The organism is Acidovorax sp. DMC1 (genome assembly GCF_056314325.1).
This window is the reverse complement of sequence record NZ_JBQUYO010000005.1, coordinates 235,339-261,123: the sequence shown is the minus strand read 5'-3', so window position 1 is coordinate 261,123 and position 25,785 is coordinate 235,339. Positions and strand designations below refer to the sequence as shown.

25 protein-coding genes are annotated in these 25,785 nt (G+C 65.8%); 6 read left to right on the top strand and 19 right to left on the bottom strand.

What is annotated here, in order from left to right:
* Nucleotides 1-4 precede the first annotated feature (4 nt).
* On the bottom strand, nt 5-1,063 hold the full coding sequence (cyoA, locus tag ACT531_RS13245) for a ubiquinol oxidase subunit II (protein ID WP_108498854.1): 1,059 nt from the start codon (nt 1,061-1,063) through the stop codon (nt 5-7).
* A 261-nt stretch (nt 1,064-1,324) separates the two neighbouring features.
* Between cyoA and ACT531_RS13240 the strand changes: the two genes are divergently transcribed.
* On the top strand, nt 1,325-2,665 hold the full coding sequence (locus tag ACT531_RS13240) for an MFS transporter (protein ID WP_110961307.1): 1,341 nt from the start codon (nt 1,325-1,327) through the stop codon (nt 2,663-2,665).
* 273 nt (nt 2,666-2,938) lie between these two features.
* Here ACT531_RS13240 and tolA read toward each other — a convergent pair whose 3' ends face one another.
* The 11 genes from tolA to ACT531_RS13185 form a co-directional block, all read right to left on the bottom strand.
* Nucleotides 2,939-3,910, bottom strand: coding sequence for a cell envelope integrity protein TolA (tolA, locus tag ACT531_RS13235; protein WP_110960999.1), 972 nt, complete (start codon nt 3,908-3,910; stop codon nt 2,939-2,941).
* Between the two features lie 31 nt (nt 3,911-3,941).
* Nucleotides 3,942-4,364 (bottom strand): biopolymer transporter ExbD, encoded by a 423-nt coding sequence (locus ACT531_RS13230; RefSeq protein ID WP_110961000.1) that lies wholly within the window; start codon nt 4,362-4,364, stop codon nt 3,942-3,944.
* Between the two features lie 15 nt (nt 4,365-4,379).
* The gene (gene tolQ / locus ACT531_RS13225) at nt 4,380-5,093 is read right to left on the bottom strand and encodes a protein TolQ (protein ID WP_015015035.1); all 714 of its coding nucleotides are present in this window, start codon (nt 5,091-5,093) and stop codon (nt 4,380-4,382) included.
* A complete protein-coding gene (gene ybgC / locus ACT531_RS13220; protein ID WP_110961308.1) occupies nt 5,090-5,509 on the bottom strand; it encodes a tol-pal system-associated acyl-CoA thioesterase in 420 nt (139 codons plus the stop codon). The genes tolQ and ybgC overlap by 4 nt, the downstream gene beginning before the upstream one ends.
* Before the next feature lie 20 nt (nt 5,510-5,529).
* Entirely contained in the window at nt 5,530-6,714 is a 1,185-nt protein-coding gene (locus ACT531_RS13215) for a pyridoxal phosphate-dependent aminotransferase (RefSeq protein WP_476017708.1), read from the bottom strand.
* 118 nt (nt 6,715-6,832) lie between these two features.
* A complete protein-coding gene (nusB, locus tag ACT531_RS13210; protein WP_476017707.1) occupies nt 6,833-7,372 on the bottom strand; it encodes a transcription antitermination factor NusB in 540 nt (179 codons plus the stop codon).
* Nucleotides 7,369-7,833, bottom strand: a complete 465-nt coding sequence (gene ribH, locus ACT531_RS13205; protein ID WP_015015031.1) for a 6,7-dimethyl-8-ribityllumazine synthase — start codon at nt 7,831-7,833, stop codon at nt 7,369-7,371. The genes nusB and ribH overlap by 4 nt, the downstream gene beginning before the upstream one ends.
* 19 nt (nt 7,834-7,852) lie before the next feature.
* The gene (ribBA, locus tag ACT531_RS13200) at nt 7,853-8,974 is read right to left on the bottom strand and encodes a bifunctional 3,4-dihydroxy-2-butanone-4-phosphate synthase/GTP cyclohydrolase II (protein ID WP_110961003.1); all 1,122 of its coding nucleotides are present in this window, start codon (nt 8,972-8,974) and stop codon (nt 7,853-7,855) included.
* A gap of 226 nt (nt 8,975-9,200) precedes the next feature.
* Entirely contained in the window at nt 9,201-9,497 is a 297-nt protein-coding gene (locus ACT531_RS13195; RefSeq protein WP_476017706.1) for a 2Fe-2S iron-sulfur cluster-binding protein, read from the bottom strand.
* A gap of 12 nt (nt 9,498-9,509) precedes the next feature.
* Nucleotides 9,510-10,148 carry a DUF938 domain-containing protein gene (locus tag ACT531_RS13190; RefSeq protein ID WP_110961004.1) on the bottom strand — a complete coding sequence of 213 codons (639 nt, stop codon included), beginning with the start codon at nt 10,146-10,148 and terminating at the stop codon, nt 9,510-9,512.
* A 566-nt stretch (nt 10,149-10,714) separates the two neighbouring features.
* The gene (locus ACT531_RS13185) at nt 10,715-10,996 is read right to left on the bottom strand and encodes a DUF427 domain-containing protein (protein ID WP_015015027.1); all 282 of its coding nucleotides are present in this window, start codon (nt 10,994-10,996) and stop codon (nt 10,715-10,717) included.
* A gap of 315 nt (nt 10,997-11,311) precedes the next feature.
* Between ACT531_RS13185 and ACT531_RS13180 the strand changes: the two genes are divergently transcribed.
* Together ACT531_RS13180 and gshA are read left to right on the top strand one after the other, a co-directional pair.
* Entirely contained in the window at nt 11,312-12,220 is a 909-nt protein-coding gene (locus tag ACT531_RS13180; protein WP_060983969.1) for an SDR family oxidoreductase, read from the top strand.
* A gap of 71 nt (nt 12,221-12,291) precedes the next feature.
* The gene (gshA, locus tag ACT531_RS13175) at nt 12,292-13,818 is read left to right on the top strand and encodes a glutamate--cysteine ligase (protein ID WP_476017705.1); all 1,527 of its coding nucleotides are present in this window, start codon (nt 12,292-12,294) and stop codon (nt 13,816-13,818) included.
* Nucleotides 13,819-13,913: 95 nt separating this feature from the next.
* Here the strand turns inward: gshA and ACT531_RS13170 are convergent, their stop codons facing one another.
* Together ACT531_RS13170 and ACT531_RS13165 are read right to left on the bottom strand one after the other, a co-directional pair.
* Nucleotides 13,914-14,084 (bottom strand): oxidoreductase-like domain-containing protein, encoded by a 171-nt coding sequence (locus tag ACT531_RS13170; protein ID WP_051022734.1) that lies wholly within the window; start codon nt 14,082-14,084, stop codon nt 13,914-13,916.
* A gap of 56 nt (nt 14,085-14,140) precedes the next feature.
* Nucleotides 14,141-14,392 (bottom strand): hypothetical protein, encoded by a 252-nt coding sequence (locus tag ACT531_RS13165; RefSeq protein WP_116747548.1) that lies wholly within the window; start codon nt 14,390-14,392, stop codon nt 14,141-14,143.
* Nucleotides 14,393-14,484: 92 nt separating this feature from the next.
* Here ACT531_RS13165 and ylqF point away from each other — a divergent pair, with 92 nt between their 5' ends.
* Nucleotides 14,485-15,456, top strand: coding sequence for a ribosome biogenesis GTPase YlqF (gene ylqF, locus ACT531_RS13160; RefSeq protein ID WP_476017704.1), 972 nt, complete (start codon nt 14,485-14,487; stop codon nt 15,454-15,456).
* Between the two features lie 201 nt (nt 15,457-15,657).
* Nucleotides 15,658-17,934, top strand: a complete 2,277-nt coding sequence (locus ACT531_RS13155; protein ID WP_209819902.1) for a putative bifunctional diguanylate cyclase/phosphodiesterase — start codon at nt 15,658-15,660, stop codon at nt 17,932-17,934.
* A 143-nt stretch (nt 17,935-18,077) separates the two neighbouring features.
* Here the strand turns inward: ACT531_RS13155 and ACT531_RS13150 are convergent, their stop codons facing one another.
* The 5 genes from ACT531_RS13150 to ACT531_RS13130 form a co-directional block, all read right to left on the bottom strand.
* On the bottom strand, nt 18,078-18,221 hold the full coding sequence (locus tag ACT531_RS13150; RefSeq protein WP_015015020.1) for a hypothetical protein: 144 nt from the start codon (nt 18,219-18,221) through the stop codon (nt 18,078-18,080).
* A gap of 81 nt (nt 18,222-18,302) precedes the next feature.
* Entirely contained in the window at nt 18,303-19,583 is a 1,281-nt protein-coding gene (locus ACT531_RS13145; RefSeq protein WP_476017703.1) for an MFS transporter, read from the bottom strand.
* Nucleotides 19,584-20,058: 475 nt separating this feature from the next.
* Complete coding sequence (locus ACT531_RS13140) at nt 20,059-20,691, bottom strand: hypothetical protein (RefSeq protein WP_476017702.1); 633 nt, start codon at nt 20,689-20,691, stop codon at nt 20,059-20,061.
* Complete coding sequence (locus tag ACT531_RS13135; RefSeq protein ID WP_476017701.1) at nt 20,688-21,065, bottom strand: hypothetical protein; 378 nt, start codon at nt 21,063-21,065, stop codon at nt 20,688-20,690. Before ACT531_RS13135 ends, ACT531_RS13140 begins: the two co-directional genes overlap by 4 nt.
* A 483-nt stretch (nt 21,066-21,548) precedes the next feature.
* The gene (locus ACT531_RS13130; RefSeq protein ID WP_476017700.1) at nt 21,549-24,692 is read right to left on the bottom strand and encodes a WD40 repeat domain-containing protein; all 3,144 of its coding nucleotides are present in this window, start codon (nt 24,690-24,692) and stop codon (nt 21,549-21,551) included.
* A gap of 127 nt (nt 24,693-24,819) precedes the next feature.
* Here ACT531_RS13130 and ACT531_RS13125 point away from each other — a divergent pair, with 127 nt between their 5' ends.
* Nucleotides 24,820-25,755, top strand: coding sequence for a M14 family metallopeptidase (locus ACT531_RS13125; protein WP_209819905.1), 936 nt, complete (start codon nt 24,820-24,822; stop codon nt 25,753-25,755).
* The last annotated feature ends 30 nt before the right edge of the window (nt 25,756-25,785 follow it).

Sequence of the window (25,785 nt, the reverse complement as noted above, 5' to 3'; positions counted from 1 at the left end):
AAGCTCATTGACGGATGCTGGCGCCGGAGGTGGAGGCCGGTGCGTTGCGGGATTCGAGTGCGGCCACCACCTGGGCGGCGTTTTGCACGGTGCAGACGTCCTGGGGCAGGTTCAGCCCCATGGCGCGCACATAGGCGTCGCCGCCCTGGGCATCAATCGCCATCATGTGGTGCATGCACATCTTTCCGTCTTCGACGCAGCGGTTGAGCACCTTGTCGTACAGGCCTTCTTCCACCGAGGCGAAGCGCTGCACCGGGTCGCGTTCGCTGGGCTTGACCAGGTTCAGGTAGGTGCCCTTGTCGAGCGGCTTGCCTTCGGTCTTGGCTTTTTGCACCCACTGGGCAAAGTCTTCATTGCTCAGTCCGTGGAACTTGAACGTCATGCCCGAGAAGCCTGCGCCGCTGTAGTGCGACGACATGCCCTTGAACACGCCAGGCTTGTTGATCACCGCGTTCAGCTCGGTCTGCATGCCGGGCATGGCGTAGATCATGCCGGCCAGGTCGGGCACGTAAAACGCGTTCATGGTGGACGTGGCCGTCAGCTTGAACAGGATGGGGCGGTCCACCGGGGCGGCCACTTCATTGACGGTGGCGATGCCTTGCTCGGGGTAGAAGAACAGCCATTTCCAGTCCATGGCCACCACCTGCACTTCGAGCGGCTTCACATCGGCAGGCACGGCGCGCTGCGCGTCGATGCGGTCCAGAGGCCGGTAGGGGTCCAGCTTGTGGGTGCCGATCCAGGTGATAGCGCCCAGCGCGATGATGATCAGCAGCGGCACCGTCCAGATCACCAGCTCCAGCGTGGTGGAGTGGTGCCATTCCGGGTCGTACTCGGCCTCGGTGTTCCCTTGGCGGTATTTCCAGGCAAACAGCAGGGTGAGTGCGATCACGGGCACGATGATGATCAGCATCAGCAGCGTGGCGGTGATGACCATCTGGCCTTGCTGGGCCGCGACGTCACCGGCCGGGTTGAGCACGACAGCCTTGCTGCAGCCTGCCAGGCTGCCCAGCGCTGTCAGGGCGAGCAGCCAGGTGGGCCCACGAAGTTGGGGAAGTTTGAGCATGTGAAGAGCGCGATCAATGCGTTTCAGGGTAAACGCGGATAACGGGATGTGTGCGAATGTACTAGCGCTAGCTTTTTTGTCGATTGGACATTTTGTCCAAGGTCAAACGCGCAGGCTGTTTTTGCACCAATGTGGTGCATTCGAGGGCTTTGAAGGACATTTCCTGCAGCCGGCATAGTGAAACCGCACTTGTGGCTCACAGAAGTTGCGTGTAGAACGGAACGGTCTGAGTTAGCTACACAACGTCAAGGAGCCATGTTCATGAGCAGCCCCGCCACTGCCACTTACCCTGCGGCCGGTTTTCACGAAAGCGCCGCCTCTCTCTCGCGGGCTGATACGCATGAGGACGTCACCCCCAGCGAAATCGCTGTGGGCGTGATCATCGGACGCTCGTCCGAGTATTTCGACTTCTTCGTTTTCGGGATCGCCTGCGTTCTTGTCTTCCCATCCTTCTTGTTTCCCTTTATGTCTCGCCTGGACGGTACGCTGATGGCCTTTGCGCTGCTGGCCGTTGCGTTCGTGGTGCGCCCGGTGGGTACCGCCATCTCCATGGCCATCCAGCGGCGCTGGGGGCGGGGCACCAAGCTGACCATTGCGCTGTTCATGCTGGGCGTCTGCACCGTGGGCATGGCGTTTTTGCCGGGCTACAAGGATGCGGGCACCGCCGCCATCGTGGCCTTGCTGATCCTGCGTGTGGGCCAAGGGCTCGCACTGGGCGGGTCGTGGGACGGCCTGCCGTCGCTGCTGGCCATGTCGGCCCCCAAGGAGCGCCGGGGCTGGTACGCCATGATCGGCCAGTTGGGCGCACCGCTGGGCTTTGTGCTGGCTGCTGGCCTGTTTGCCTACCTGTACAGCAGCCTCACGGTGCAGGAGTTTCTGGCCTGGGGCTGGCGCTATCCGTTTTTTGTGGCCTTTGCGGTGAACGTGGTGGCCCTGTTTGCGCGTCTGCGCCTGGTGGTGGGGCAGTCGTACTCTGAACTGCTCAAGGAGCGTGAGTTGCAGCCGGTGCCGGTGAGCCGCGTCATGCGCGACGAAGGCAGCAACGTGCTGCTGGGGGCTTTTGCTGCACTGGCCAGCTTTGCGCTGTTCCATCTGGTCACTGTGTTCCCGCTGTCGTGGATCACCCTGTACTCCGAGCAGCCCGTGACCCAGATCCTGGGCGTGCAGATCGTCGGCGCGTTCCTCGCGGCGGGCGCCATCATGGTGTCCGGCTGGCTGTCAGACCACCTGGGCCGCCGCAAGCTGCTGGGCGGCATGGCCGTGTTGATCGGGGTATTCAGCTTCATGGCGCCGGTGTTGCTCAACACTGGTGAAGTGGGCAGCACCATGTTCCTGCTGCTGGGCTTTGTGCTGCTGGGCCTGTCGTACGGCCAGGCATCGGGCACCGTCACAGCCAATTTCTCGCCCCAGTACCGCTACACCGGTGCGGCCCTGTCGGCCGACCTTGCGTGGATCATCGGCGCAGCGTTTGCACCGCTGGTGGCTCTGTATCTGTCGTCGCAGTTCGGTTTGCTGGCGGTGACGGTGTACCTGCTGTCGGGCGTGGCCTGCACGCTGGGTGCACTGAACCTGAACCGCCGCATGGAGCGACGCGACCGCTGATGCACAACGGTGGTTTGCTATTGAATGTATAGCGTGCGGAGCATGTTCCACTAGCGCTACAGGCGTAAAAAGCAAAAAAATGCGCCCGGTTCTGCCGGGCGCTTTGCTTTGGGGCCTCACGGGTCACGGCTCAGTCCACAGCGTGCCAGTGCCAACTGCTACGGGGTTTCAGTCGCAGGCGGTGAGCGCGTAGCGCGTGGGCCTGGGCAGCGCATCGGCAGGGCCGGGGATCCGCTACGGAAGGGCAAGCCCGTTCAGGGCTCGGAGCTCCGCTCAGTCCTGGGGCCTGAAGCCAATGGTCAGAGAGGGAGGTACCCGCCCATCCACATCGCGCGGCAATGTTTCGGTCTTGTCCAGGGCCCGCAGCACCGCGTCGTCCCAGGCTTTGTTGCCGCTGGACTGCACCAGGCGCTTGCCCACAATGGTGCCGTCGGGTGACAGCCGCACTTCCACCTCGGCACGCGGGTTGCCCGAGATCGCGTCGGGGTACACGATGTTGGGCTTGACCTTCGCCGCCACCTTGCCGCCGTAGCTGCCCGAGGGGCCCGCGCTGCGCTGGGCCGTGCCGGTGGCGTTTTCGGCCCCTGTGGCACCGGCCAGGCCCTGCATGCGGCGCATGTTGTCTTCGCGCATCTTGGCCAGCTGCTTTTCTTCCGCCTCGGCCTTGCGCTTGGCGGCCTCGTCAGCCTTGCGCTTGTCTTCGGCCAGCTTCTTCTGCTTTTCCTGCTCGGCCTTCTTCTGCTCGGCCAGCTGCTTTTCGCGCTGTTCCTTTTCTTTTTCGCGTTCCTTCTGTTGGCGCTCTTTCTTCTCCTGCTCCAGGCGTTCGCGGCGCTCTTCTTCCTTGCGCTCGCGCTCCCGCTTCTCGCGCAGCTCTTGCTGCTCGCGGGCCTTCTTTTCCTGTTCCAGGCGCTTCTTCTCGCGCTCGATGGCAATGTCTGCCTCGCGCGTGTCCGGCGGCTCTGTGGCCCGTACCGGCGGTGGCGGCGGGGCGGGCGGGGTGGCCGGCTGCACGGGAGGGGGGGGAGGAGGTGGCGGGGGCTCCACGGCGCGTGGAGCTGCTTGCGTGGGCACAGCGGCCCACAACTCAGCCTCTACGGCGGGCTGGTCGGCCGTGTTCTTCCAGTTCACGCCCCAGGTCAGCGCGCCGATCAGCACTGCGTGCACCAGCACCGCCAGCGTGATGGCGCGCAGGCGCGCCGGTGGGCGGGGCGGGGCAAACTGATCGCGGTCGGTGTGGGCGTGCATGGGCGTCTGAGCGGTGCCGGGCTGGTTCGGTTCAACCGCCTTGCTTGACCGACAGGCCGACGCGTTGCACGCCTGCCTTTTGAAGGGCGTCCATCGCCTTCACCACGGTTTCGTACTGCACGCCCTTGTCGGCGCTGATGACCACGGCGCTCTCACCGCTTTGCCCCTTTTGCCAGCGACTTGCAGCATCGCCAATTTCGCGCTGATTCAGGGTGCGGGTCGCTTCGGGCGTCTTGAATTGCATGGCGCCGTCTTTGTTGATGACTACCGTCGCAAAAACCTTGGGTGGCTTGTTGCTCTTGCCCACGCTAGGCACGTCCATCATGCCCGGTGTAAGCATGGGCGCCGTCACCATGAAGATGATGAGCAGCACCAGCATGACGTCAATGAACGGGACCATGTTGATCTCGTTGATGGTGCGGCGGCCTCGGCCGCGGGATGCCATGGCGGGCATGGGGCGCCTCCCGGATCAGTGGCCCGAGGCCGTGTGGCCTGTGGACGCGGGCTGTGCGCCCAGGTTGCGCTGCAGGATGTTGGAGAACTCTTCGATGAAGGTCTCCTGGTGAGTGGCTACGCGGTCGATGTCGCGCGCAAAGCGGTTGTAGGCGATTACGGCCGGGATGGCCGAGAACAGGCCGATGGCGGTAGCGACCAGCGCCTCGGCAATGCCGGGGGCCACGGTGGCAAGCGTCACTTGCTCCATGCCGGCAAAGCCGGTGAAGGCGTGCATGATGCCCCACACGGTGCCGAACAGGCCAACATACGGCGACACGGAGCCGACCGAGGCCAGGAAGGACAGGCTGGACTCGACCACATCCATCTCGCGCTGGAAGCTCGCGCGCATGGCGCGCCGAGCGCCGTCCAGCAAGGTACCGGGGTCGGTGATGCGGCGTTCACGCAGCTTTTGGTATTCGCGCATGCCGCTGGCGAAGATGCGTTCCATGGGGCCGGCCTGCTTGGCGTTTTGGGCGGCCGCGGCGTACAGGTCGTTCAGGCTGGTGCCCGACCAGAACTCGCGCTCGAAGTCCTCGTTCAGTGTCTTCACGCGCTTCAGGGCAAACAGCTTGCGGAAGATGGCGGCCCAGCTGGCCACCGACACGCCCAGCAGCAGCAGCATCACGAGTTGCACCACCCAGCTGGCGTGCAGCACCAGGGAGATGATGGACATGTTTTGGGAATTCATGGTGTGAGTTGTTCCAGGAGGGTGCTGGGAATTCTGGCGGGGCGCATCGTCGCTGCGTCCACCCATCCGATGCGGATGGTGCCTTCGGTCAACAAGGTCGGGGGCTGGTCGGTCATCTGCTCTGGTTTCAGGAGCGCCTGCTGCACTATTGTCAACGATGCGCGGCCACTGCTTTGCAGGGCGGCAGTAACAATCAGTTCATCGTCCAGCCGCGCGGGGCGGTGGTAGCGCAGCTGCGCGTCGGTTACGACAAACATGCCGCCGGTTTGTTCCCGGAGCCGCTGTTGGCCCACGCCCAATGAGCGCAGCCATTCGGTGCGTGCGCGCTCAAAGAACTTGAGGTAGTTGGCGTAGAACACGATGCCACCGGCATCGGTGTCCTCCCAGTAGATCCGGATCGGAAATTCAAACGCCATCGTGGGGTTGCTCGCCTTGGTCATCCGAGCAGCTTGCGCAGCCGCTCCACTGACTCCTGCAATTGCGCCATCGAGTTGGCTGTCGAGAAGCGGATGAACCGCTCGGGCTCGGCCGTGCCAAAGTCGCGCCCTGGCGTGACGGCAATGTGCGCGCGGCGCATCAGCTCAAACGCAAAGTCCCAGCTGCCGGTCACGCCCAGGCGCTGCGCGGCCTGCGTGCAGTCGGCCCACGCGTAGAAGGCGCCATCGGGCATCACCGGCACATTCAGGCCCAGCGACTGCAGCGCGGGGATGAAGAAGTCGCGCCGGGCCTTGAACTCGGCACGGCGGCGTTCGTATTCGGCAATGCTCTCGGCCTCGAAGCAGGCCAGCGCTGCATGCTGCGACACGGTGCTGGCGCAGATGAACAGATTCTGCGCCAGGCGCTCGACCACGGGCACCATCGCGTCGGGCACCACCATCCAGCCCAGGCGCCAGCCGGTCATGTTGAAGTATTTGCTGAAGCTATTGATGCTGATGATGTTGTCGTCGATGGCGAGTGCGGTGTGGCCAAACTCTTCCTCGTACGACAGACCCAGGTAGATCTCATCGATCATCGTGATGCCGTCGTGCGACCGCACCACGTCGTAGATGCGGCGCAGCTCGTCGGGTGCAATCGAGGTGCCGGTGGGGTTGGACGGCGAGGCCAGCAGCACGCCGCGCGTTTTTTCATTCCACGCCGCACGCACCTTGTCGGCACTCAGCTGGTAGCGCTCTTCGGCCGTGGTGGGCAGCAGCACGGCCTTGCCCTCGGCAGCACTCACAAAGTGGCGGTTACAGGGGTAGCTGGGGTCGGGCATCAAAATTTCGTCGCCCGACTCGATGAGCGCCAGGCACGCCAGCTGCAGCGCGGCCGATGCGCCTGCTGTGACCACGATGCGGCGCGCAGGCACGTTGACGCCGAAGCGGCTCTGGTACCAGCCGCTGATGCACTCGCGCAGCGCATCGAGGCCCAGCGCATTGGTGTACTGCGTGGCGCCGTTGTGCACGGCGCGGGCGGCGGCTTCCTGCACCAGGGGCGGTGCGGTGAAGTCAGGCTCGCCGATGTTCAAAAAGATCATCGGTTCGCGCGTGCCAGCCACCTCGCGGGCCAGGGCCTGCGCGGCCTTGGCGACCTCCATCACATAAAACGGTTCAATGCGCTCGGCGCGCGTGGAAAACTTCATGGAATGGCATCCTGCCCCGACCGGGCGCCTTGTGGACGTGGTGGCGTGAGGGCGTAGAAAGAAAAGAAACCAAGCCGCCCCGGTTCAATGGGCAGGGCGGCAGCGGGGCAGGGCAGGTTCAGACAGCGCCCGCGCCTGCGGCCTTGTCGGCGGCCACTTCCACCGCGCGCAGCTTCGGGGCCAGGCCGTTGAGCACGGCGTTCACGTACTTGTGGCCGTCCGTGCCGCCGAACTCCTTGGCCAGTTCGATGCACTCGTTGAGCACCACGCGCCAGGGCACATCCAGGCAGTTCTGGAACTCATAAACACCAATCCACATGGTGGCGTGTTCGATGGGCGAGATCTCGGCCATCTTGCGGTCCAGCAGCGGGGTGATCAGTGCGTCCATGCTGGCTGCGTGCTCGATGCAGCCGTGCAGCAGCGCGTCGTAGTGCGCCGAGTCGGCCTTGTGAAAGCCTGCCAGGTCGCGCGTGAACGCGTCGATGGCCGTGGCGTCGTTGCCGCCCACCAGGTGCTGGTACAGCGCCTGCAACGCAAATTCGCGCGCACGGCTGCGGTTGGATTTGGAGGCAGCCTTGCGTGTGCCGGTGCTCTTGAGGCCTGTGCGGCTCTGCTTGGGCGGGCGTGCCGACGATGGCGTGGGGGTGTTTTCGCTCATGACAGTTCGTCCAGCAGGTTGGCCATTTCCACTGCCACGCGGGCCGCGTCCACACCCTTTTCGGTCTGGCGGGCGATGGCCTGTTCCATGTTTTCGGTGGTGATGATGGCGTTGGCAATCGGGATCTGGTAGTCGAGCGACAGGCGCGTGACGCCCGCGCCGGATTCGTTGGCCACCAGCTCGAAGTGGTAGGTCTCGCCGCGGATGATGCAGCCCAGCGCGATCAGCGCGTCGTACTCGTCGCTCTCGGCCATGGCCTGCAGGGCCACGGGCACTTCGAGTGCGCCGGGCACCAGCACATGCTTGATGTGCTTTTCTTGCACGCCCAGGGCCAGCAGCTCTGCGCGGCAGGCGGCGGCCAGGGTGTTGGTGATGCTCTCGTTGAAACGGGCCTGCACGATGCCGATGTGCAGCTTCTTGCCGTCCAGTTTGTCTGCGGTGCCTTTGTCTGCGCCAAACATAGTGATCCTGTTCCTGTCTTTATTCTTTGGGGATGAAGCCGGTGATTTCGAGGCCGTAGCCCGTCATGCTGGGCATGCGGCGCGGCTGGCCCATCAGCGCCATCTTGTGCACGCCGCATTCACGCAGGATCTGCGCGCCCACGCCGTAGGTGCGCAGGTCCATGCGGCCGCGCTCGGGCGCCTGGGCAGAGCGGGCGGTGCCTTCAAACTGCGCCAGCAGTTGCGCGGCGCTTTCGCCGCAGTTCAGCAGCACGGCCACGCCCTTGCCCTGTTTGGCCAGGTATTGCAGGCTGGTGTCCAGGCCCCAGGAGTGCATGGAGCGGTTGACTTCGAGCGCATCGAACACCGACAGCGGCTCGTGCACCCGCACGGGCACCACGTCGTCGGCGCTCCACTGGCCCTTGACCAGCGCCAGGTGCACGGCCTGGCTGGGTTGGTCGCGGAAGGCGTGGGCAGTGAACTCGCCGTAGGCCGTTTGCAGCGTGCGTGTACCGACCTTTTCGACCAGCGACTCGTTGCGGCTGCGGTATTCGATGAGGTCGGCAATGGTGCCGATCTTGAGGCCGTGTTCGGCCGCAAACAGCTGCAGATCGGGCAGACGGGCCATGGTGCCGTCGTCTTTCATGATCTCGCAGATCACCGAAGCGGGGCTGCAGCCCGCCATGGCGGCCAGGTCGCAACCGGCTTCGGTATGGCCGGCGCGCATCAGCACGCCGCCGTCCACCGCTTGCAGCGGGAAGATGTGGCCGGGCTGCACCAGGTCGCTGGGCTGGCTGTTGCGGTCCACGGCCACCTGCACGGTGCGGGCACGGTCGGCGGCCGAGATGCCGGTGGTCACACCCTCTGCCGCCTCGATGGAGACGGTGAACGCCGTGCTGTACACCGTGCCATTGCGCGCGGCCATGGGCGGCAGCTTGAGGAACTCGCAGCGCTCGCGCGTGAGCGTCAGGCAGATCAGGCCCCGGCCGAAGCGGGCCATGAAGTTGATGGCCTCGGGCGTCACGTGGTCGGCGGCCAGGACGAGGTCGCCTTCGTTTTCGCGATCTTCTTCATCCACCAGGATGACGATGCGCCCGGCGCGCATCTCGGCCACGATGTCCTCGACGGGCGAGATCGGCACGGGGGTGAGGGGGGTGTTCATGGAAGGTTGGGGCTTTCTGTGGGAGCCTCTGGCGGCTTGCCAGCTGGCGGTGTGCTGCAGCACAGGTTCCCGTGGCCGGTGGCAACGGCTGTGCCCCCAAGAAACCGCCCCAAAGAACATGCGATGCGGCGCTGCCGCACGTCAAAGGGGCATCGTGCCCCAAAACCTCGGATTTTAGTGCACTGGGGCTGCTTGCGTGCCTGAAAAGCGCGGCCCCTGACGCAGATCAGATGGCGCTGCCCTGCAGCAACACGTCCGACGTGGGGTAGGCCACGCAGGGCAGCACGCAGCCTTCTTCCTTTTCTTCGGCCGTGAGGCCCGGCCATTCGATGGCGTAGCGCACGGTGCCTTCGACCAGCTGGCCCAGGCAGGTGCGGCAGGTGCCATTGCGGCAGGAGCTGGGCCAGTCGATGCCGCCTTGCTCCATAGACAGCAGCAGCGGCTGCTCGGGCCAGGCGTCGCACTGGGTGCCGTCGGGCTCGACCTTGGCGATGAAGAAGGGGGCGGCGGTGGGTGTCGTCATGGGCGTGTCACTTCAGGGTTGGTGGGCGGCGTGGGTCCACACCAGCAGCAGGTTGTTGGCGGGCATGGCGTGCCGCGCGGCCAGATGCAAGCCGGCGTGGGCGGCCACGGCCATTACGTTTTCGATGCGGCGAATGCCCCAGGCGGCGTCTTGCGCGCGCAGGCTGGCGTCAAAGGCCAGGTTGCCCGGTGCGGTGGGCACGCCGTCTTCGAGGTAGGGGCCATACGTGACCAGGCGACCGCCCTGTGCCAGGTGCCGCGCCGCGCCCTGCATCAGCCCGGTGCAGCAGGCCCAGGGGGCGATGTGCAGCATGTTGGCGCAGTAGACCAGGTCAAACGATGCGGCGCCGAATGCCGGGCCCTCGCTGGGCCAGCGGTCGTGCAGCACGTCCAGCCGCCGTGGCGCCTGCACGTTGCGGGCACCAGACTGCGTGGCCCAGCCGGTGATGGAGCCAAAGTGCGTGTCGTGCAGGTCGGTGGGCTGCCAGGTCCAGTCGGGCAGGGCGGCTGCAAAGTGGGCCGCATGCTGGCCGGTGCCGCTGGCGATCTCCAGCGCAGTGCCGGTGGGGGGCAACAACGCCAGCAACTGGGCCAAGATGGGCCCCTGGTTGCGCTCTGCGGCGGGGCTGTGCTGAAGGGGCGGGGTGGACACGAGGATATGGAGTGTTTTGGGCCGCTAGCGCTAGTGGATCATGCGCGGGAAGCTATGAAATATAGAGCGGTCAACAAAGAACCGCCGTGGACTGTACCTCAGACGCCTTACCCACCGTAGCTGCCTGTTTTTTCAGCGGCACAAGAAGTTTCCTTGTAAATCAATGACTTAAAACTGTCATACAAGGCTTGTTCACAGTTATCCACAAGATTGTCCAGTGCAGACAGGGATAACCAGGGGTTTTGGAGCCTTCTGTGGAGCAGTGGGATAGGCCTGCCCACAGCGGGTTGTGAGTGCCTGTTTTTTGAGCGACACAAGGATATCCTTTGTAAATCAAGCACTTAAACCTGTCATACAAGGCTTATCCAAGGTTATCCACACCATTGTCCAGTGCCTGTTGGGATAACACGCGCCATGATTTTGTGAATTGCCTAAAAATGAGGCAATGCAGTGCATTCCCTTGCAAATCAAGCACTTGGCGTTGTCATACAGGACTTGCCAAAACTTATCCACATGATTGTCCAGCGCGCGCAGGGATAACCTGCTGAGCGTGCTGGCAGGCCATCTCAGGCCGTCACTTTCACGCCCTTCCAGAACGCCACGCGGCCCTTGATCTCGGCGGCCTCGGGCTTGGGGTCGGCATAGAACCAGGCGGCGTCGGTGTTCATCTCGCCGTTGACCAGCAGCGAAAGGTAGCTGGCCTGGCCCTTCCAGGCGCAGGTGGTCTTGTGGTTGCTGAAGGTGAAGTACTCGCGGTGCAGTGCGCTTTCAGGGAAGTAGTGGTTGCCTTCCACCACCACCGTGTCATCGCTTTCGGCAAGCACTACGCCGTTCCAGATGGCTTTCATGGGAGATCCTTGGGTCAAAGTGGCCGGTAGCGCTAGTACTGCATGCGCTAGCAGCTATCAAAAAATGAGTGAGGGAGGGATGCGCAGCCACTCTTGGAAGCCTGCGCAGCTGCCCATTATTCCCAATGTGTCGCGTTACCGCGCGCCATGTTCTGGCTCTGGAATGGGTTGGTGCGGTATCCAGTCGCCTGCGCAACGCGCACGGGCCCCGCAGTGGCTTACAGTGCAGCGCGCGGCATCTACACCTGCGGTGGGGTGCCAGGGGTTTTTGCGTTCCACACATTCATCGACCAAGACAACAGGAGAACCTTCACCATGGGTATTGATTTCCAAGGCCGCGTGGCCATCGTGACGGGCGCAGGCGGCGGCCTGGGCCGCCAGCATGCATTGGCGCTGGCCAAGCGCGGCGCCAAGGTGCTGGTCAATGACCTGGGCGGCGCGGTGGACGGCAGCGGCGGCACGGTGACGGCCGCGCAGGCCGTGGTCGACGAGATCCGCGCTGCAGGCGGCGAGGCGCTGGCCAACGGTGCATCGGTCACCGACTTTGCGGCCGTCGAGGCCATGGTGCAACAGGCTATCGACGCCTGGGGCCGGGTGGACATCTTGGTCAACAACGCAGGCATCCTGCGCGACAAGTCGTTCGCCAAGATGGACATGGCCGACTTCCGCCTGGTGGTGGACGTGCACCTGATGGGCGCCGCCAACTGTTGCAAGGCCGTGTGGCCGCACATGGTGGCCCAGCAGTATGGGCGCATCGTCATGACCACGTCGTCCACGGGCCTGTACGGCAACTTCGGCCAGGCCAACTACGGCGCGGCCAAGCTGGCCCAGGTGGGGCTGATGCAGACGCTGGCCATCGAAGGCGCCAAGTACAACATCCACGTGAACGCCCTGGCCCCCACCGCTGCCACGCGCATGACCGAGGGCCTGATGCCCCAGGAAGTGCTGGATGCCCTGAAGCCCGAGGCCGTGGTGCCCGCCATGCTGGTGCTGGCGCACGAAAGCGCGCCTTCGCGCACCATTTTGTGTGCCGGTGCGGGCACGTTTGAAGCGGCCCATATCACCCTCACACAGGGCATCCACTTGGGTATTGGCGCCGATGTGCCCGAGCAACTGGCGGCCCGCCTGGCCGAGGTGACCGAGCGCGCGGGCGAGCAAGTACCACAAAGTGGCGCAGCGCAAGGAACCAACGAGGTTGGACGCGCTTTGGCCGCAAGGGCTTGACACCCCCGTGGGCGCGCCAGCGCTCAACGTGCTAAGTTCCGGGCCGACAGAAGTTGGATCGGTATAAACATATGAGCAAACTGCACGAGAGACTGGCCGCCTACCCGGCGGACGCCCTGGGGGGGATTCGCCGCGGCATTGAAAAGGAAGGGCTGCGCGTGCTGCCCACCGGCGGCCTGGCCCTCACGCCCCACCCGCTGGCGCTGGGCTCGGCCCTCACACACCCCCTGATCACCACGGACTACAGCGAGTCGCAGCTGGAGCTGATCACCGGCGCCCACAAGGGCGTGCAGCAGTGCCTGGACGAGCTCACCGAGGTGCACCAGTTCGTGCACCACACCCTGAAGGACAGCGGCGGCGAGCTGCTCTGGGCCTCCAGCATGCCCTGCGGCCTGCCCACAGACGAGACGATTCCGATTGGCCGCTACGGCAGCTCCAACGTGGGCCGCGCCAAGAGCGTGTATCGCATGGGCCTGGGCCACCGTTATGGCCGCCGCATGCAGACCATCTCGGGCATTCACTACAACTGGTCACTGCCGGGTGTGGACAGCGAGCAGTATTTCGCGCTCATCCGCAACTTCCGCCGTCACGCGTTTGTGCTGCTGTACCTGTTTGGCGCATCGCCCGCGCTGTGCCCCTGTTTTGTGGAAGGGCGCGAACACCGCCTGCAGCCCATGGAGGGCGGCAGCGCGCTGTACCTGCCCCACGCCACTTCGCTGCGCATGGGCCGCCTGGGCTACCAGAGTGACGCACAGGCCACGCTGGCCGTGAGCTACAACGGCCTGACGGGCTATGCCAACTCGCTGCACGAGGCGCTGACCAAGCCGTACCCGGCCTATGAAGCCGTGGGCATCCGCAACCCGGGCGGCGACTACAACCAGCTGGGCACCAGCCTGCTGCAGATCGAAAACGAGTTCTACGGCACCATTCGCCCCAAGCGCACGGTGCGCACGGGCGAGCGCCCACTGCACGCGCTGCGCGAACGCGGGGTCGAATACGTCGAAGTGCGCCTGATGGACCTGGACCCGTTCGTGCCCGTGGGCATCACCGCACCCACCATGCGCCTGCTGGACGTGTTCTTGCTGCACTGCCTGCTGTCCGACAGCCCGCCCGACACGCCCGCCGAGATTGCCGAACTCAAGCAGAACCAGCACCTCACCGCAGAGCGCGGCCGCGAGCCCGGTCTGCGCCTATCCCGCAACGGCCAGAGCGTGCTGCTCACCGAATGGGGTGCCGAGGTGCTGGCGGCGTGCGAGCCGTTGGCCGCCGCGCTTGATGCCACCCATGGCACAGATGACTACAGCGCCGCGCTGCGCGATGCCCGCACCTTGATGGCGGCGCCTGAGTGCACACCGTCAGCCCGCGTGCTGGACAGCATCGTGCAAAGCCACCAGCACAGCTTTGAAGCCTTTGCGCGCCAGCAGTCCATGGCCGCCCGCGACGCGCTGCTGTCGCTGCCCTGGACGGCCGAGCAGCAGGCGCGCTACGTGGCGATGGCCGATGAGTCGATCGCTGCACAAAAGGCCATCGAGGCTGCCGACACGCTGCCGTTTGAGGAATGGCGCGAGCAGTACATGGCGGTGGAGCAGCTGGGCTGAAGGCGCGATCAGGGGCAGGTCAAATTGATCTGCTATTGAATTAGTAGCTGCTCAGGCATATTGCACTAGCGCTACCAGCCCAAAACCCTTCAAAGTCAGTCCTGCAGCTGCAGCAAGGCCTCTTGCCGCCAGTATTCGGCGGCGCTCAGAAACCCCTCCCACACGCAGCCGTTGCAGCCCCGCCCGCAGCAGGTCGTGGGCTCGGGCGGCGGGTTGCGCAGTGTGATGCCAAGAGCGGCCGCGCGCTGCTGCAGTACCGCGAACATGGCTTGCGCCGTGGCGCCGTCCACCGCCGGGGCCGGGGTTGTCTCCTCAGGCAAGGTCACGGCTGGCGGCGCCCCGCCTTGGCGCGGCGCAGGCCGTACTGCACGCCAAACGCAATGCCCAGCACCAGCGCAAACCAGCCCACCAGCGCCACCTGGCCCATGAGGTCGCGCACGCTGGTGGAGCGGGCCACATAGGGCGCCAGCAAGATGACCAGGCCGATGAGGGCCAAGGTCACGCCCTTGAACAGCAGCTCTTTGTCGGCCTTGGTGGCCTTGGGCTTGCGCGAGGTGTCGAGAGGGGCTGGCATGCAGATAAAAACGCCGTGGCGTGGGCAGAAGGAAGACCGCGATTATCCTTGCCACCCTCGGACACCTCAGAACAACGTAGAAAGTACACCGCATGGCCATCCAGTGGTTCCCCGGTCACATGCACCTGACCCGCAAAGCCATCACCGAACGCATCAAGGACATTGACGTGGTGATCGAGGTGCTGGACGCGCGCCTGCCCGGCTCCAGCGCCAACCCGCTGCTGGCCGAGATCACGGGCCACAAGCCCACGCTCAAGGTGCTCAACAAGCAGGACGTGGCCGACCCCGAGCGCACGGCGCTGTGGGTGGACTGGTACAACGCCCAGAGCGACACGCGTGCGTTGCCGCTGGATGCATCCGACCCCGCCCCGACGCGCAAGCTGATCGACGCCTGCCACCTGCTGGCGCCCAGCCGGGGCGGCATGGCCAAGCCCATGCGCGTGCTGATCTGCGGTGTGCCCAACGTGGGCAAGTCCACGCTGATCAACACGCTGAGCAACAAGCGCCAGGCCAAGACCGGTGACGAGGCGGGCATCACCAAGCTGGAGCAGCGCATCACGCTGGCTGACGACTTCTACCTGTGGGACACGCCGGGCATGCTGTGGCCGCGCATCGTGGTGCCCGAGACCGGCTACAACCTGGCCGCCAGCGGCGCCGTAGGCCGCAATGCGTATGACGAAGAACTGGTCGCGCTGGAGCTGCTGCGCCGCCTGCAGAAGCATTACGCCCCCTTGCTGGAGGCGCGCTACAAGCTGGGCCTGCCTGCGGGTGCGGTGGCCGAGATGCACGACGAAGAACTGCTCGAAGCCATTGGCCGCAAACGCGGGGCCATGCTGGGTGGCGGCAAGGTCAACTTGCAAAAGGCGGCCGAGATCGTGATGACCGATTTCCGCAGCGCCATCCTGGGCCGCATCACGCTGGAGACCCCGGCCGAGTTCGAGGCCTGGCGCGCTGCTGGCCTGGCCGAGGACGCCAAGCGCCAGGCCAAGAAGGCTGCGCGCGCCAAGGCCAAGGGCAAAGGCTCTGGCGTGCGTGAGCCCGCGCCGGACAGCGACGCGGACTGAGTGAGCCGGCCTGCGTCTGTGGGCCAGCAGGCGCTGTAGGCCATCCCGTGCCGACGCTGGCGACGGTACCGGGGGCGCAACGTACAGATGCCGACGGGATGCCGACGGGCGGGCGCTGCAGCCTCGCCAGCGGCATTTTGTTCATAGGCGTTTTCTATGCCTGCGGTTACGATGGTTTCCTCCCCCGCACTTCCCGTCGCCATGGCCGAAGCTCCCGCTGTTCCGCTGCCAGACCACGAAGACGCCACAACGCGCCACCTGGTGCGGGTGGCGGGCTGGTCCGTGATGTTGCTGGGTTTTGTCATCGGCCTGCTGCTGCTCTGGGACCAGCCCGTGCAGCCGATGCGCGTAGCGCTCAACTTTGTCGCGGGCTGCATTGGCGGCACCGCGCTGCTGCTGGCGCGCTGGCGGCGGTGGACGCTGGCGACCCACCTGCTGGTGTGGGGCGTGTGGGTGTCGGTGTCGCTGGTGGCGGCGCGCAATGGCGGCGTCAATGGCCCCAATCTGCTGAACTACCCCGTGATCGTCGTGCTGGCCGGATGGCTGCTGGGCGTGCGTGCCACGCTGACGCTGGTGGTACTCACGGCCCTGCTGTTCCTGGGCTTCATCTGGGCGGACATGCAGGGCCTGCTCAAGCCGGTGCAGGTGGCCAACCGCGTGGCGGGTGCGGTGTACCTTGCGGGCATTCTGGTGCTGACCGCCGCCGCCACGCTGCTGTCGCGCCGCAACTACATGAGCCGGGTGCGCGAGGCCCAACAGACCGCAGCCAATCTGGCAGCCAGCGAGGCGTCGCTGCGCAAGCTGCTGCGGGCCGTGGAGCAAAGCCCCGAGGCCATCGTCATCACCGATCTGCGCGAGGACATCGAGTACGTGAACGAGGCCTTTGTGCGCCGCACCGGCTACGCGCGCGACGAGGTGGTGGGCCAGGCCTCGGCCCACTACTCCAGCAACGGCCTGGCGCCCGCGCAGCGCGAGGGCCTGCGCACCACGCTGGCACGCGGGGACAGCTGGGCAGGGGAGCAGGTCAACTACCGCAAGGACGGGCAACCACTGATCGAGTCCGTGGTGGTGGCACCCATCCGCCAGACCGATGGCCGCGTGAGCCACTTTGTGGAACTCAAGCAGGACATTACCGAGCGCAAGCGCGCCGCCGACGAGATCCACCGCCTGGCCCATTTCGACAGCCTCACCAGCCTGCCCAACCGGTCCACGCTGATGGAGCGCCTGCATGCGCTGCGTGGGCGCCCCGGCCGTGTGTTGTCCACCCAGCACGCCCTGCTGCTGCTGGACCTGGACCGGTTCACCACCTTCAACGATGCGCGTGGCAGCGAAATGGGCGACCGCCTGCTGTGCGCCGTGGCGCTGCGCCTGTCCGAGATCCTGCCCCCGCAGGACCTGTTGGTGCGGGTGGCGGGCGACGAATTTGCCGTGGTGCTGCATGGCCTGGGGGCCGACGCCTCGCTGGCCGGCCGCCACGCGCTGGCCTTTGCCGAAAAGCTGCAGACCGCCTTGTTGCGCCCCCTGCGGCTGGAGGGCGACGCGCAGGACGCCCAACTGGGCGCCAGCATCGGCATCACCCTGTACCCCCAAACCTCGGACGATGGGGCGCACGACGCACTGCGGCGCGCGGGCACCGCCTTGCACCGGGCCAAGCAGGCCGGCGGCGGCCAGGCGGCCTTTTTTGAACAGGGCATGGGCGAGGCGGCCGAGCAGCGCTTTCGGGTGGAGCGCGAGCTGCGCCACGCCATTGGCGCGGGCGAGTTGCGGCTGCACCTGCAGTCGCAGGTCGATGTGTCGGGGCAGGTCACAGGGGCCGAAGTGCTGGTGCGCTGGCAACACCCGCGCGACGGGCTGGTGGCGCCGGGCGTGTTCATCCCGGTGGCCGAAGAGTCTGACCTCATCGTCAGCCTGGGCGAGTGGGTGCTGGCCCATGCTTGCGCGCTGCTGGCGCAGCCGGTGTTTCGCGAGCGGCGTTTGCGGCTGTCGGTCAACCTCAGCGCGCGGCAGTTCCGGCAGGCGGGCTTTGTGGGGCAACTGCGGGCCGTGCTGGCCGCCACGGGGGCCGACCCCCGGCTGCTCACGCTGGAGGTGACCGAAGGCCTAGTGATCGACGACTTTGACGATGCGGTGGCCAAGATGCGCGCCCTGGCGGCACTGGGCGTGGACATGTCGCTGGACGACTTCGGCACCGGCTATTCATCGCTGGCCTACCTCAAGCGCCTGCCGATCCAGGAGATCAAGATCGACCGGTCGTTTGTGCACGAGGCCCCCACCAATGCCGACGACGGCGTGCTGGTCGAGGGCATCCTGTCGGTGGCCCGGCACTTTGGCCTGCGCGTGGTGGCCGAGGGGGTGGAGACCCAGGCCCAGGCCGACTTCCTGCGCCAGCGTGCGCCGGACATCGTGTACCAGGGCTACCTGTTTGGCCGGCCCGAGCCCGATGTGCAGTGGCTGGAGCGGCTGACCCAGCCTGCATGAGCGAGGTGGCGTTGCGCGCCGGGTGCAGCGCTGTTGATACGTGGTTATAAGAAAAAATAGCTGCAGGGGCTTGTTGAATATGCGCCTGCAGCTATTGATTTGGTAGCGCTTCGCCTTTTGGGGCGGCAGCGCACTGTGGTGGATTACCTGTTTTTTTCTTTGCCCTTGGGCATGACAGTGGTCACGGGCGGCATGGGCCGGTCTGATGCGCTGTGTTCCTTGGGTGGCGAGGTGTCCTTTTTGGGTTTCTTCGCCATCTTGTTGCTGCGCTGTTCGCCTTTGGCCATGGGGCCTCCTTGAAAGGTCTCGGGATGGGACCGTACAAGCATGGTACGTCACAACGTGCGTCGTTGGCGGTCGCCACGCGGCTACATCCCCGCGCCTTGGAGCGCCTGCGGCGCCGCCGCGCCGCTGCGCGCCCGCCGGGCCAGCCGCTGGTCATGTGCCAGTGCCAGTGCGTTCAGCACGGCAAGACCCAGCCCCAGCGCGCAGGTGGCGCCCCAGCCGCCCCACAGCCAGGCCACCGACCCCATGGCCGAGCCGGTCGCTGCACCCACAAAGTAGCTGGTCATGTACACCGCGTTCAGCCGCGCGCGGGCCGTGGGGTCCAGGCGGTAGATCACGTTCTGGTTGCTGATGTGCACGCCCTGCAGCGCCAGGTCGGCCACCAGCATGCCCACCACAAACCACGCCAGGCTGCTCGCGCCCAGCCACAACGCCACCCAGCCCAGCAGCAACAAGCCCACCGACAGGGCCGTGGCCACCTGTGCCTGCCCCCGGTCTGCCATGCGCCCGGCCACACTGGCCATCAGCGCACCCGCCACGCCCGCCAGCCCCACCAGCCCGATGCCTGCATCACCCAGGCGGTGCGCAGGTCCCGCCAGCAGCAGCGCCATGGTGGAGAACAACACACTCACCGACGCAAACGACAGCGCACCCAGCAAGGCCCGGCTGCGCAACCTGGGGTGTCGCAGCGCCAGCGTGCCCAGCGACCGCAAGACCTGGCCATAGCTCTGCGTCTGTGCCGATGCTGCATTGCGCGACACCGGCATCACCCACCACAGCGCCAGCGCTACGGCCACCATGGCAACGCCCGCCACGCGGTACACCAGCGTCCAGCCACCCACCTCCGACAGCAGCCCCGCCACGCTGCGCGCCGCCAGAATGCCGGTGAGCAGCCCGCTCATCACCAGCCCCACCGCCCGGCCGCTGCGCCCTGGTGCCGCCAGGGTGGCCGCCAGCGGCACGAGCACCTGCGCCGCCACCGAGAACAGACCGGTGAGCAGCGTGCCCAGCGCCAGCAGGGCATAGCTGTGAGCGAAACCGCTGGTGAACAGCCCGAGTGCCGCCAGCAGCATCAGCGTGACGATGAGCCGCCGCCGCTCCAGCAGGTCGCCCAGCGGCACCAACAGCAGCAGCCCCGCCGCATACGCCACCTGCGCCAGCGTCACTATGAGCGCTGCCGATGCATCGCGCACCTGCAGCTGCGTGGCAATGGAATGCAGCAGCGGCTGGTTGAAGTAGTTGCTGCCCGCACACAGGCCGCAGGCCACGGCCATGAGCAAGAGCACGGAGGTGCTGAGGCCGGGGGCGATGGGGGGCTGCGCGTCTGGGGATGGGGCGGTAGTGGCGGAGGAGGACGAGGTCATGGAGCGTGCGAGTGCGGTTTGCGGGTGCATGCAACGCCCATGCCATGAACCGCAGGGGCCGCTCTGCGATTTTGACTGGCTTGTCGTTCTTCGCACTGCAACAGGCTTTCTCTGCAGGCGGGGTGCTCGCCCAGCAACGGGGCAGAACCCTGATGTACTTCGCACAAGCAGCACTCTGCGTCATGGGTACGCGTACGCCGCGCCGATACCGTGGCTACCGTGCTGGCCCAGGCTAATGCATTGCTGATAACCGCCAGGTAGGCAATGGTGTGGCTTTGGCGTCGCAGCAAGGGTGGTTGAGGGGTGTACCGCTGGGTCGCAGCTGGCTGGGGGCGTTGAAATGGAGATTGGTGCTATCCGCTGGTGGGGCTTGTAGCGGCGGCAGTACTTGGCGACTCAACCTTCATCACGAGATCGTCGCCTCCGTCTTGCGGCGCGGGTCTTCCCGAGGGCTGTTCCCGAGGGGGGCTGGGCGTCATCGGTCGAAGTTCTCCGATACGCATTGCGACAGGCCTTTGTCTCTGACGGCGGGTACGACCAGAAAGTTGACGACCACCCGGTAGCGGTTGCCATTGGCACGAACCTCATAGACGACCTGGTCTTTTCCTTGGTAGCCGAGATCGGGCATTAAGGTGTAGTGGTAGGGCGTGGTTCCGGGTGGAAAGGAGAGTGTCTTTCCCTCCGGGAGGTGGCTGTCATACCGCTGGTCAGGGGGCACCAAGTCCTTCACTTTTCCGTGGCTTGGAGGCTTCAGCACCGATACCGTCAGCGCCATCTTTTCGGCAGTCTCTGGGGTGATCACATTCCCTTTGACTTTGAGCCGCCGCAACAAGGCGTCCGGCAGTGGCGAAAAGCTGTTGCTTGCCGAAATTTCTTGTGGAGCCTGGGGTTGCTTCCATTCCGGCGGGGTGACCAAGTACCCGTCTATGTCACGGCAATAGGCATAGGTCTGATCGAATGCGGGATTCCTGGAGTCGGTGGCGTGGGATGCTCCCGCACCTGAGAGCATGAACAGGAGCAATACCGAGACCCCAGAGCTGATACGCACTCTGTGGATGCCAGATGCCGTGCCGGAGGCCACCACATCCAACGAAGGATCGCGCCTCATTTGCCACCCCAGGTGCATCGGTGAAAGCCGCTGACCTTCGTGATTCGTGCCTGCCGAGCGTACGTACCGGCGGCAGAAGTGTCTCCGATCAGCACGGAGAAATCAGACAGTTCAACGGTCGCATGGGCTTGCCAGCAGTCGGCCTGGGCCAGGCTCTGGGGTGGTGTGACTTTCACCGACGGTTGGGCCTCGTTCAGCTTGATGCGTGCGAAGTTCGTCTTGAAGAAATGCCCACCGGCTTGGAGGCTTGTTTTGTCCGGACGGAAATCCAGGTCACCTCCGTCGTTGGGCTCGAACCGGAGGAGGCCTTGCGCGTGGAGCTTGCCCGCCACACGCACCGCACCGTAGATGCTGGCTTGGTCTGCAGACCACACGGTCCCAAGGCTACTCGCAGGGCGGCATTCCAAGAGCGCCGCCTCGCCTCTGCTGGCAATCTTGGTGTTGCCTCGGATCGACCGGATGTCAAAGCCCGGTGGAAGCTTTGCCGTCAGCCGAGAAGGAGCGACCTCACAATTGTCAGCAGGAGCGCATGCGAGTCTGATGCAGTCTTGGGCCAGCGCTACCTGCACCGACGCGAGAAGAACGGTGGACACAAGAAGGTGCGGAACCATGATGCTTCGCGCACGGTAGCCCGCAGCACCCGCACGACAAGCATGAACGAGGCGAGAAATTCTGGACACGGATGGCTCCTGCAGTGGGGCGGTAGCCTGGGGTTGCAGCCCCAGTGCTGCCCAAACATTCTGGCGTGGAAACTTCATGAAACCTCGCTGTGCTGTATGGAACGGACTATAGCGAGCGAGCCCGCAGGGTGATGGCTTCCGCCGCTCGGCGCGGGGCTACGCGCAGCTCGATGCTTGCTACCACCGCACCGGCCCTGCCTCGTCCGTCCAGAATATCCACCGCCGCGTCTCCACGTACGGTGACGTGCCAATCGAATACGGGTCCATGCCCGTCTCGCGGCGCTCCAGCCGCACCACGTAGCCGCCGTAGCTGGCCGCCCACAGCGTTGCGCCATCGGGCGATACGTCGATGGCGCTGATCGTGCTGCCGATATGGTGGCGCCACAAGGCTTGCCCTTCGTCGCTGTAGGCGTGGAGGTAGCCGTCGGCGTCGCCCAGGATCACCAGGCCGGGCAAGGTGGCGGACGCGTACACGCGGCAATGTTCGTCCAGTGGCGGGGTGTCCTCATCCGCATCTGCCGCCTCTTGCGATGCAGTGCTGATCTGGATCGAGCGCGTGCTGCCCCAGTACAGGTGGCACGAATTGGCAAACAGGCGTGTGCCGTCGTGCGAGAACACGGCGTGGTGGGGGTAGGACGACAGGGGCTCATGTTCAACCACCAAAGCGCCGTGCGTATCCAGCACGACGTGTTGGCTGTCCTGGTCGCCGACTGCGATATGGCGCTCGTCGGGCGACAGGGCTATGTGCAGCATGTCCAGCGCCAGCACCGTGACCGTCTCTCCTTCGACCTCTTCGTCCATCTGGTTCTTGGGCCAGGTGTAGGGGCCGTCTTCGTCAAAAGTCTGTGGGTGCAGGCGTTGAATGGTGCTCTCAGCGCCTGGCGCTGTGCAGGTCAGCAAATAGACCCCCGTGGGGTTGCGCAGTAGCACGCGCAGGCCATCGTTGAACGGGATGATGTCATCGCAGCGCTGACCCAGCGGGCCGGCCGACACCTGCACCTGCGGCGGCAGGCCTTCGTTGCCGCGCGGCAGTGTGAACCGCGCAATCACCGGGCCATTCCAGCCCCGGTGGGTGGTGATGTGCCGGCCGTCGCTTTGGGCAAAACACTGGCGATCGGGCGAGCGGCCCACGCCACGGATGCCGGGCAGCAGTGCGTGCTCGGTGCCTTGCAGTACCGCCCAGTGAGCGCCGTCGTCATGGGCCGCGCCGATGCGCGCGATCACGCGGTCATCCTCCAGCACCCATACGGGGCCGATGAATTGCCCGGCTTTGGCAGCGCGATTCACGTACGCGTCCGGGGCAAAGGCAAAGCGTTGGCGAAAGCGCGTGGCAAGCTCTTCGTCGGCCCAGCGGCTCACCACGCGTGCCAGTTGCAGCACGGTGGGTGCGTTGGCCTTGCGCGGGTCTTCGGGCAGAGCGTCATCGTCCTCTGCTTGTTCTTCGTCTCCACCAAGGGCTGCGGAGGCGTCGGCAGGATCGGCAGGGTCAGCAGTATTGGCATCGCGGGCTAGCTGGCTCGCGCGGATGGCCGCCACGTAGGCTTGCCCATCGGCCTGCCACTGCTCCGACAGGGTCATGAATTCGACGGGAAACACTGCCGCATCGGGCAGGTCGGGCGGCAAGGGTGGGGTGGCCAGCAGTTGCACGGCAGCTTCGATGCGGCGGGCCTCGGCCTGCTGGGCCTGCGCCTCTTCGTGCCGTGCGCGGATACGGGCCTGCACCCGGCCGTGAAAGCGCAGCAGCCGGGCAAGGTGGTCGGCGGCGCAGCGGGGCAGGGGGGCGCGGCTGTCGCTCTGGCGCTGGGTGTAGCTGAACTCGACCGCGGCAGGCCCTCCGCGCGCCTCGTCCACATCGATCTGGTAGGCACTGTGGGCGTTGTCTTCGTCGTCGCCCGGTGCATCGTCTCCATTGCGCCAGCTGTACTTGAGCGCGCGGCCCCAGGGTTCGCCATCGTGCATGCAGGGCTGGCGCGCGCCCACCCAGACCTCGCCCTCCCAGTAGCCGTTGCGGTCGCTGTCCCACCAGTCGTTGTACTGCTCGGTGAACACGGGCAGGCTGGTGAAGGCCTCGATGTGCTCAGCCGTCATCGTGGCTTGCAGGCGCTGGTAGAGGGGGTACCGCGCGCGGTGCTGGCCCACGGCCTTGCACACATAGTCCAGCACCCCGCGCCACGCGTGTTCGCAGGCCTGCCAGGCGTCGGGGGCGTGGCCGGGCTCGGTGGGGGGCGCCAGCACCTGCCAGTCGCCAGGCTCGCCCTGCGTGTAGCGGCGGTACAGCAGCGTGCGCTGGGCGACCGTGGGGGCCGCGTGGCGCCACAGCTTGGTGGCCACGCGCTCCAGCCAGTTGCGGGGCGCGGGCACCTGCTCCACCGACAGGTAGAAGTCCCAGGTCTTCCAGACGGTGATGAACACGTTGTCGTCGCGCGCGTCGCCCTCGTCGTCCACATGCCGCTGGCAGAGCGAAAAATCGGTCTGCTGAAACCAGCCGTAGGCCTTGTGCTCCTTGTGCGCAATCACCGGCGTGCGCACCACGGCCAGGATGTTGTCGATGCTGATGGCATCGCTGGCGCACAGGTCGTGGGCCACGGGCTGGTCGGCGTGGATGTCGGCGCTACTGCGCACCGCGCTGTGGCCTGCCCGCACAGCGGCAAGCACCTGGCGGCGGTTGATCATGGCGGCCAGGCCGTCTTCGCCAGCATCCACGCCCTCGTGGAACTCGGGGGCGAACACGGCGCCCACGATCTCTGCCGAGAACTCTGCACGGTTGGGCACACCGCGCACTTCGTCCAGCAAAAACTCCACCTGTTCGGGGCCTGCGATGTCCACGTGGTACCCGTCGGTGAACAGCGCCACCCGGGCCTGCAGCCCCCCGCGCACACGCAGCTCGCCATGGTTGTAGTGGCCCCACAGCAGCTCGTTCACCTGCAGCGCGCCCTGCACGTACACCAGCTGCCCGCCCACAACGGCGTTGTGCAGATGCGCGTTGCCGGTGACGATGAGGTGGGTGGTGCCGTCGGTGTCCGCGCTGATCAAAGCGCCGTCGATGCGCAGGTCTCCGTCCACCAGGATCAAAAACGGTGCACGGGGCACCGAGGCATCACCAGGGCCGTCTGGAACGTCATGCAGCCACTGGCGCAGCGGGCTACCTGGGGCCAGGGGGGCGTCGAGGTGCAGCGCAGGCCAGTGCACAGCGCCCGTGATCCACAAGGTGGCTTCGTCCGCCAGAGCGTCGGGTTCTTCCGCCAGGCGCTGGGCGATCCAGCAGTCGGCAGGAAGGCGGTGGGCCACGTCGGCCAGCGGGCAAAGTCGGACAGTGGTCATGGGGCGGGGCGCGGAAGGGGCCGGAGAAGGGCACGTGAGGGGCTCAACCGGCGGGCATCGTACACCGCACCCTGCAACGATCCGGCTTTGCGCCGACAATGATGTGTCATCTTATTAATTCACCGCCATGACGCAGAACCCCCCCGTTTTTGAAGTCCTCCCCCGCGACCTCTCGGCCTACCGCCAGGGCAATGTGGGCATTGACTATGTGCACCGCTTCGAGTCGGGCAAGCCTGGCCCGCATGTGCTCATCAACGCCCTCACGCACGGCAACGAAATCTGCGGCATGGTGGCCGCCACGCACCTGCTGGACACGGGCGTGCGTCCCCTCATCGGCACGCTGACCATCAGCTTTGCGAATGTGGCCGCCTATGAGTCGTTTGACGAGAGCCGTCCGTTCGAGAGCCGACAGCTGGTGCACAACCTCAACCGCATCTGGTCGGCGGCCGAGTTGGATGGCACGGCGGACAGCCCCGAGCTGCAGCGCGCCCGCGTCCTGCGCCCGGTGGTGGCTGCGGCTGATCACATCCTCGACATCCACTCCACCAGCCAGGACGTGCAACCTTTCTGGGTGTACCCGGCCTACCCGCGCAACGCGGAGGCGGCGCTGGCCATCGGCCGCCCGCCGGTGCACCTGGTGATGCCCAGCGGCCTGGGCTCGGGCACGCCGCTCATCCAGCACGGCCGTCACGGGCAGGCCGAAGGGGGCGGTGTGGCGGTGGTGGTGGAATGCGGCCAGCACTTCCGCCAGTCGGCGGCTGACTTGGCCACGGCCGTGGCGCTGGACTTCCTGGCGCACTTCGGCCTTATCGCGCCGGTGGCCGACCGGCCCGCACCCGCCGAGCAGCGCCGCTATGAACTGCTGGAGACGTGCATGGTGCGCACTACCGACTTCCGCTTCACGCGGCCGGTGCAAGGGTTCGAAGTGTTTGCCAAAGGGGACCTCATCGCCACCGACGGCCCGCACGAGATCCGCGCGCTGTGCGACGACTGCACCATCCTCATGCCCACCCGCGAACCCATCGTGGGCCGCGAGGCGGTTTACCTCACACGGCCGATCTGACCCGGCTGGTACGGCGCCAGACCTGCGGGC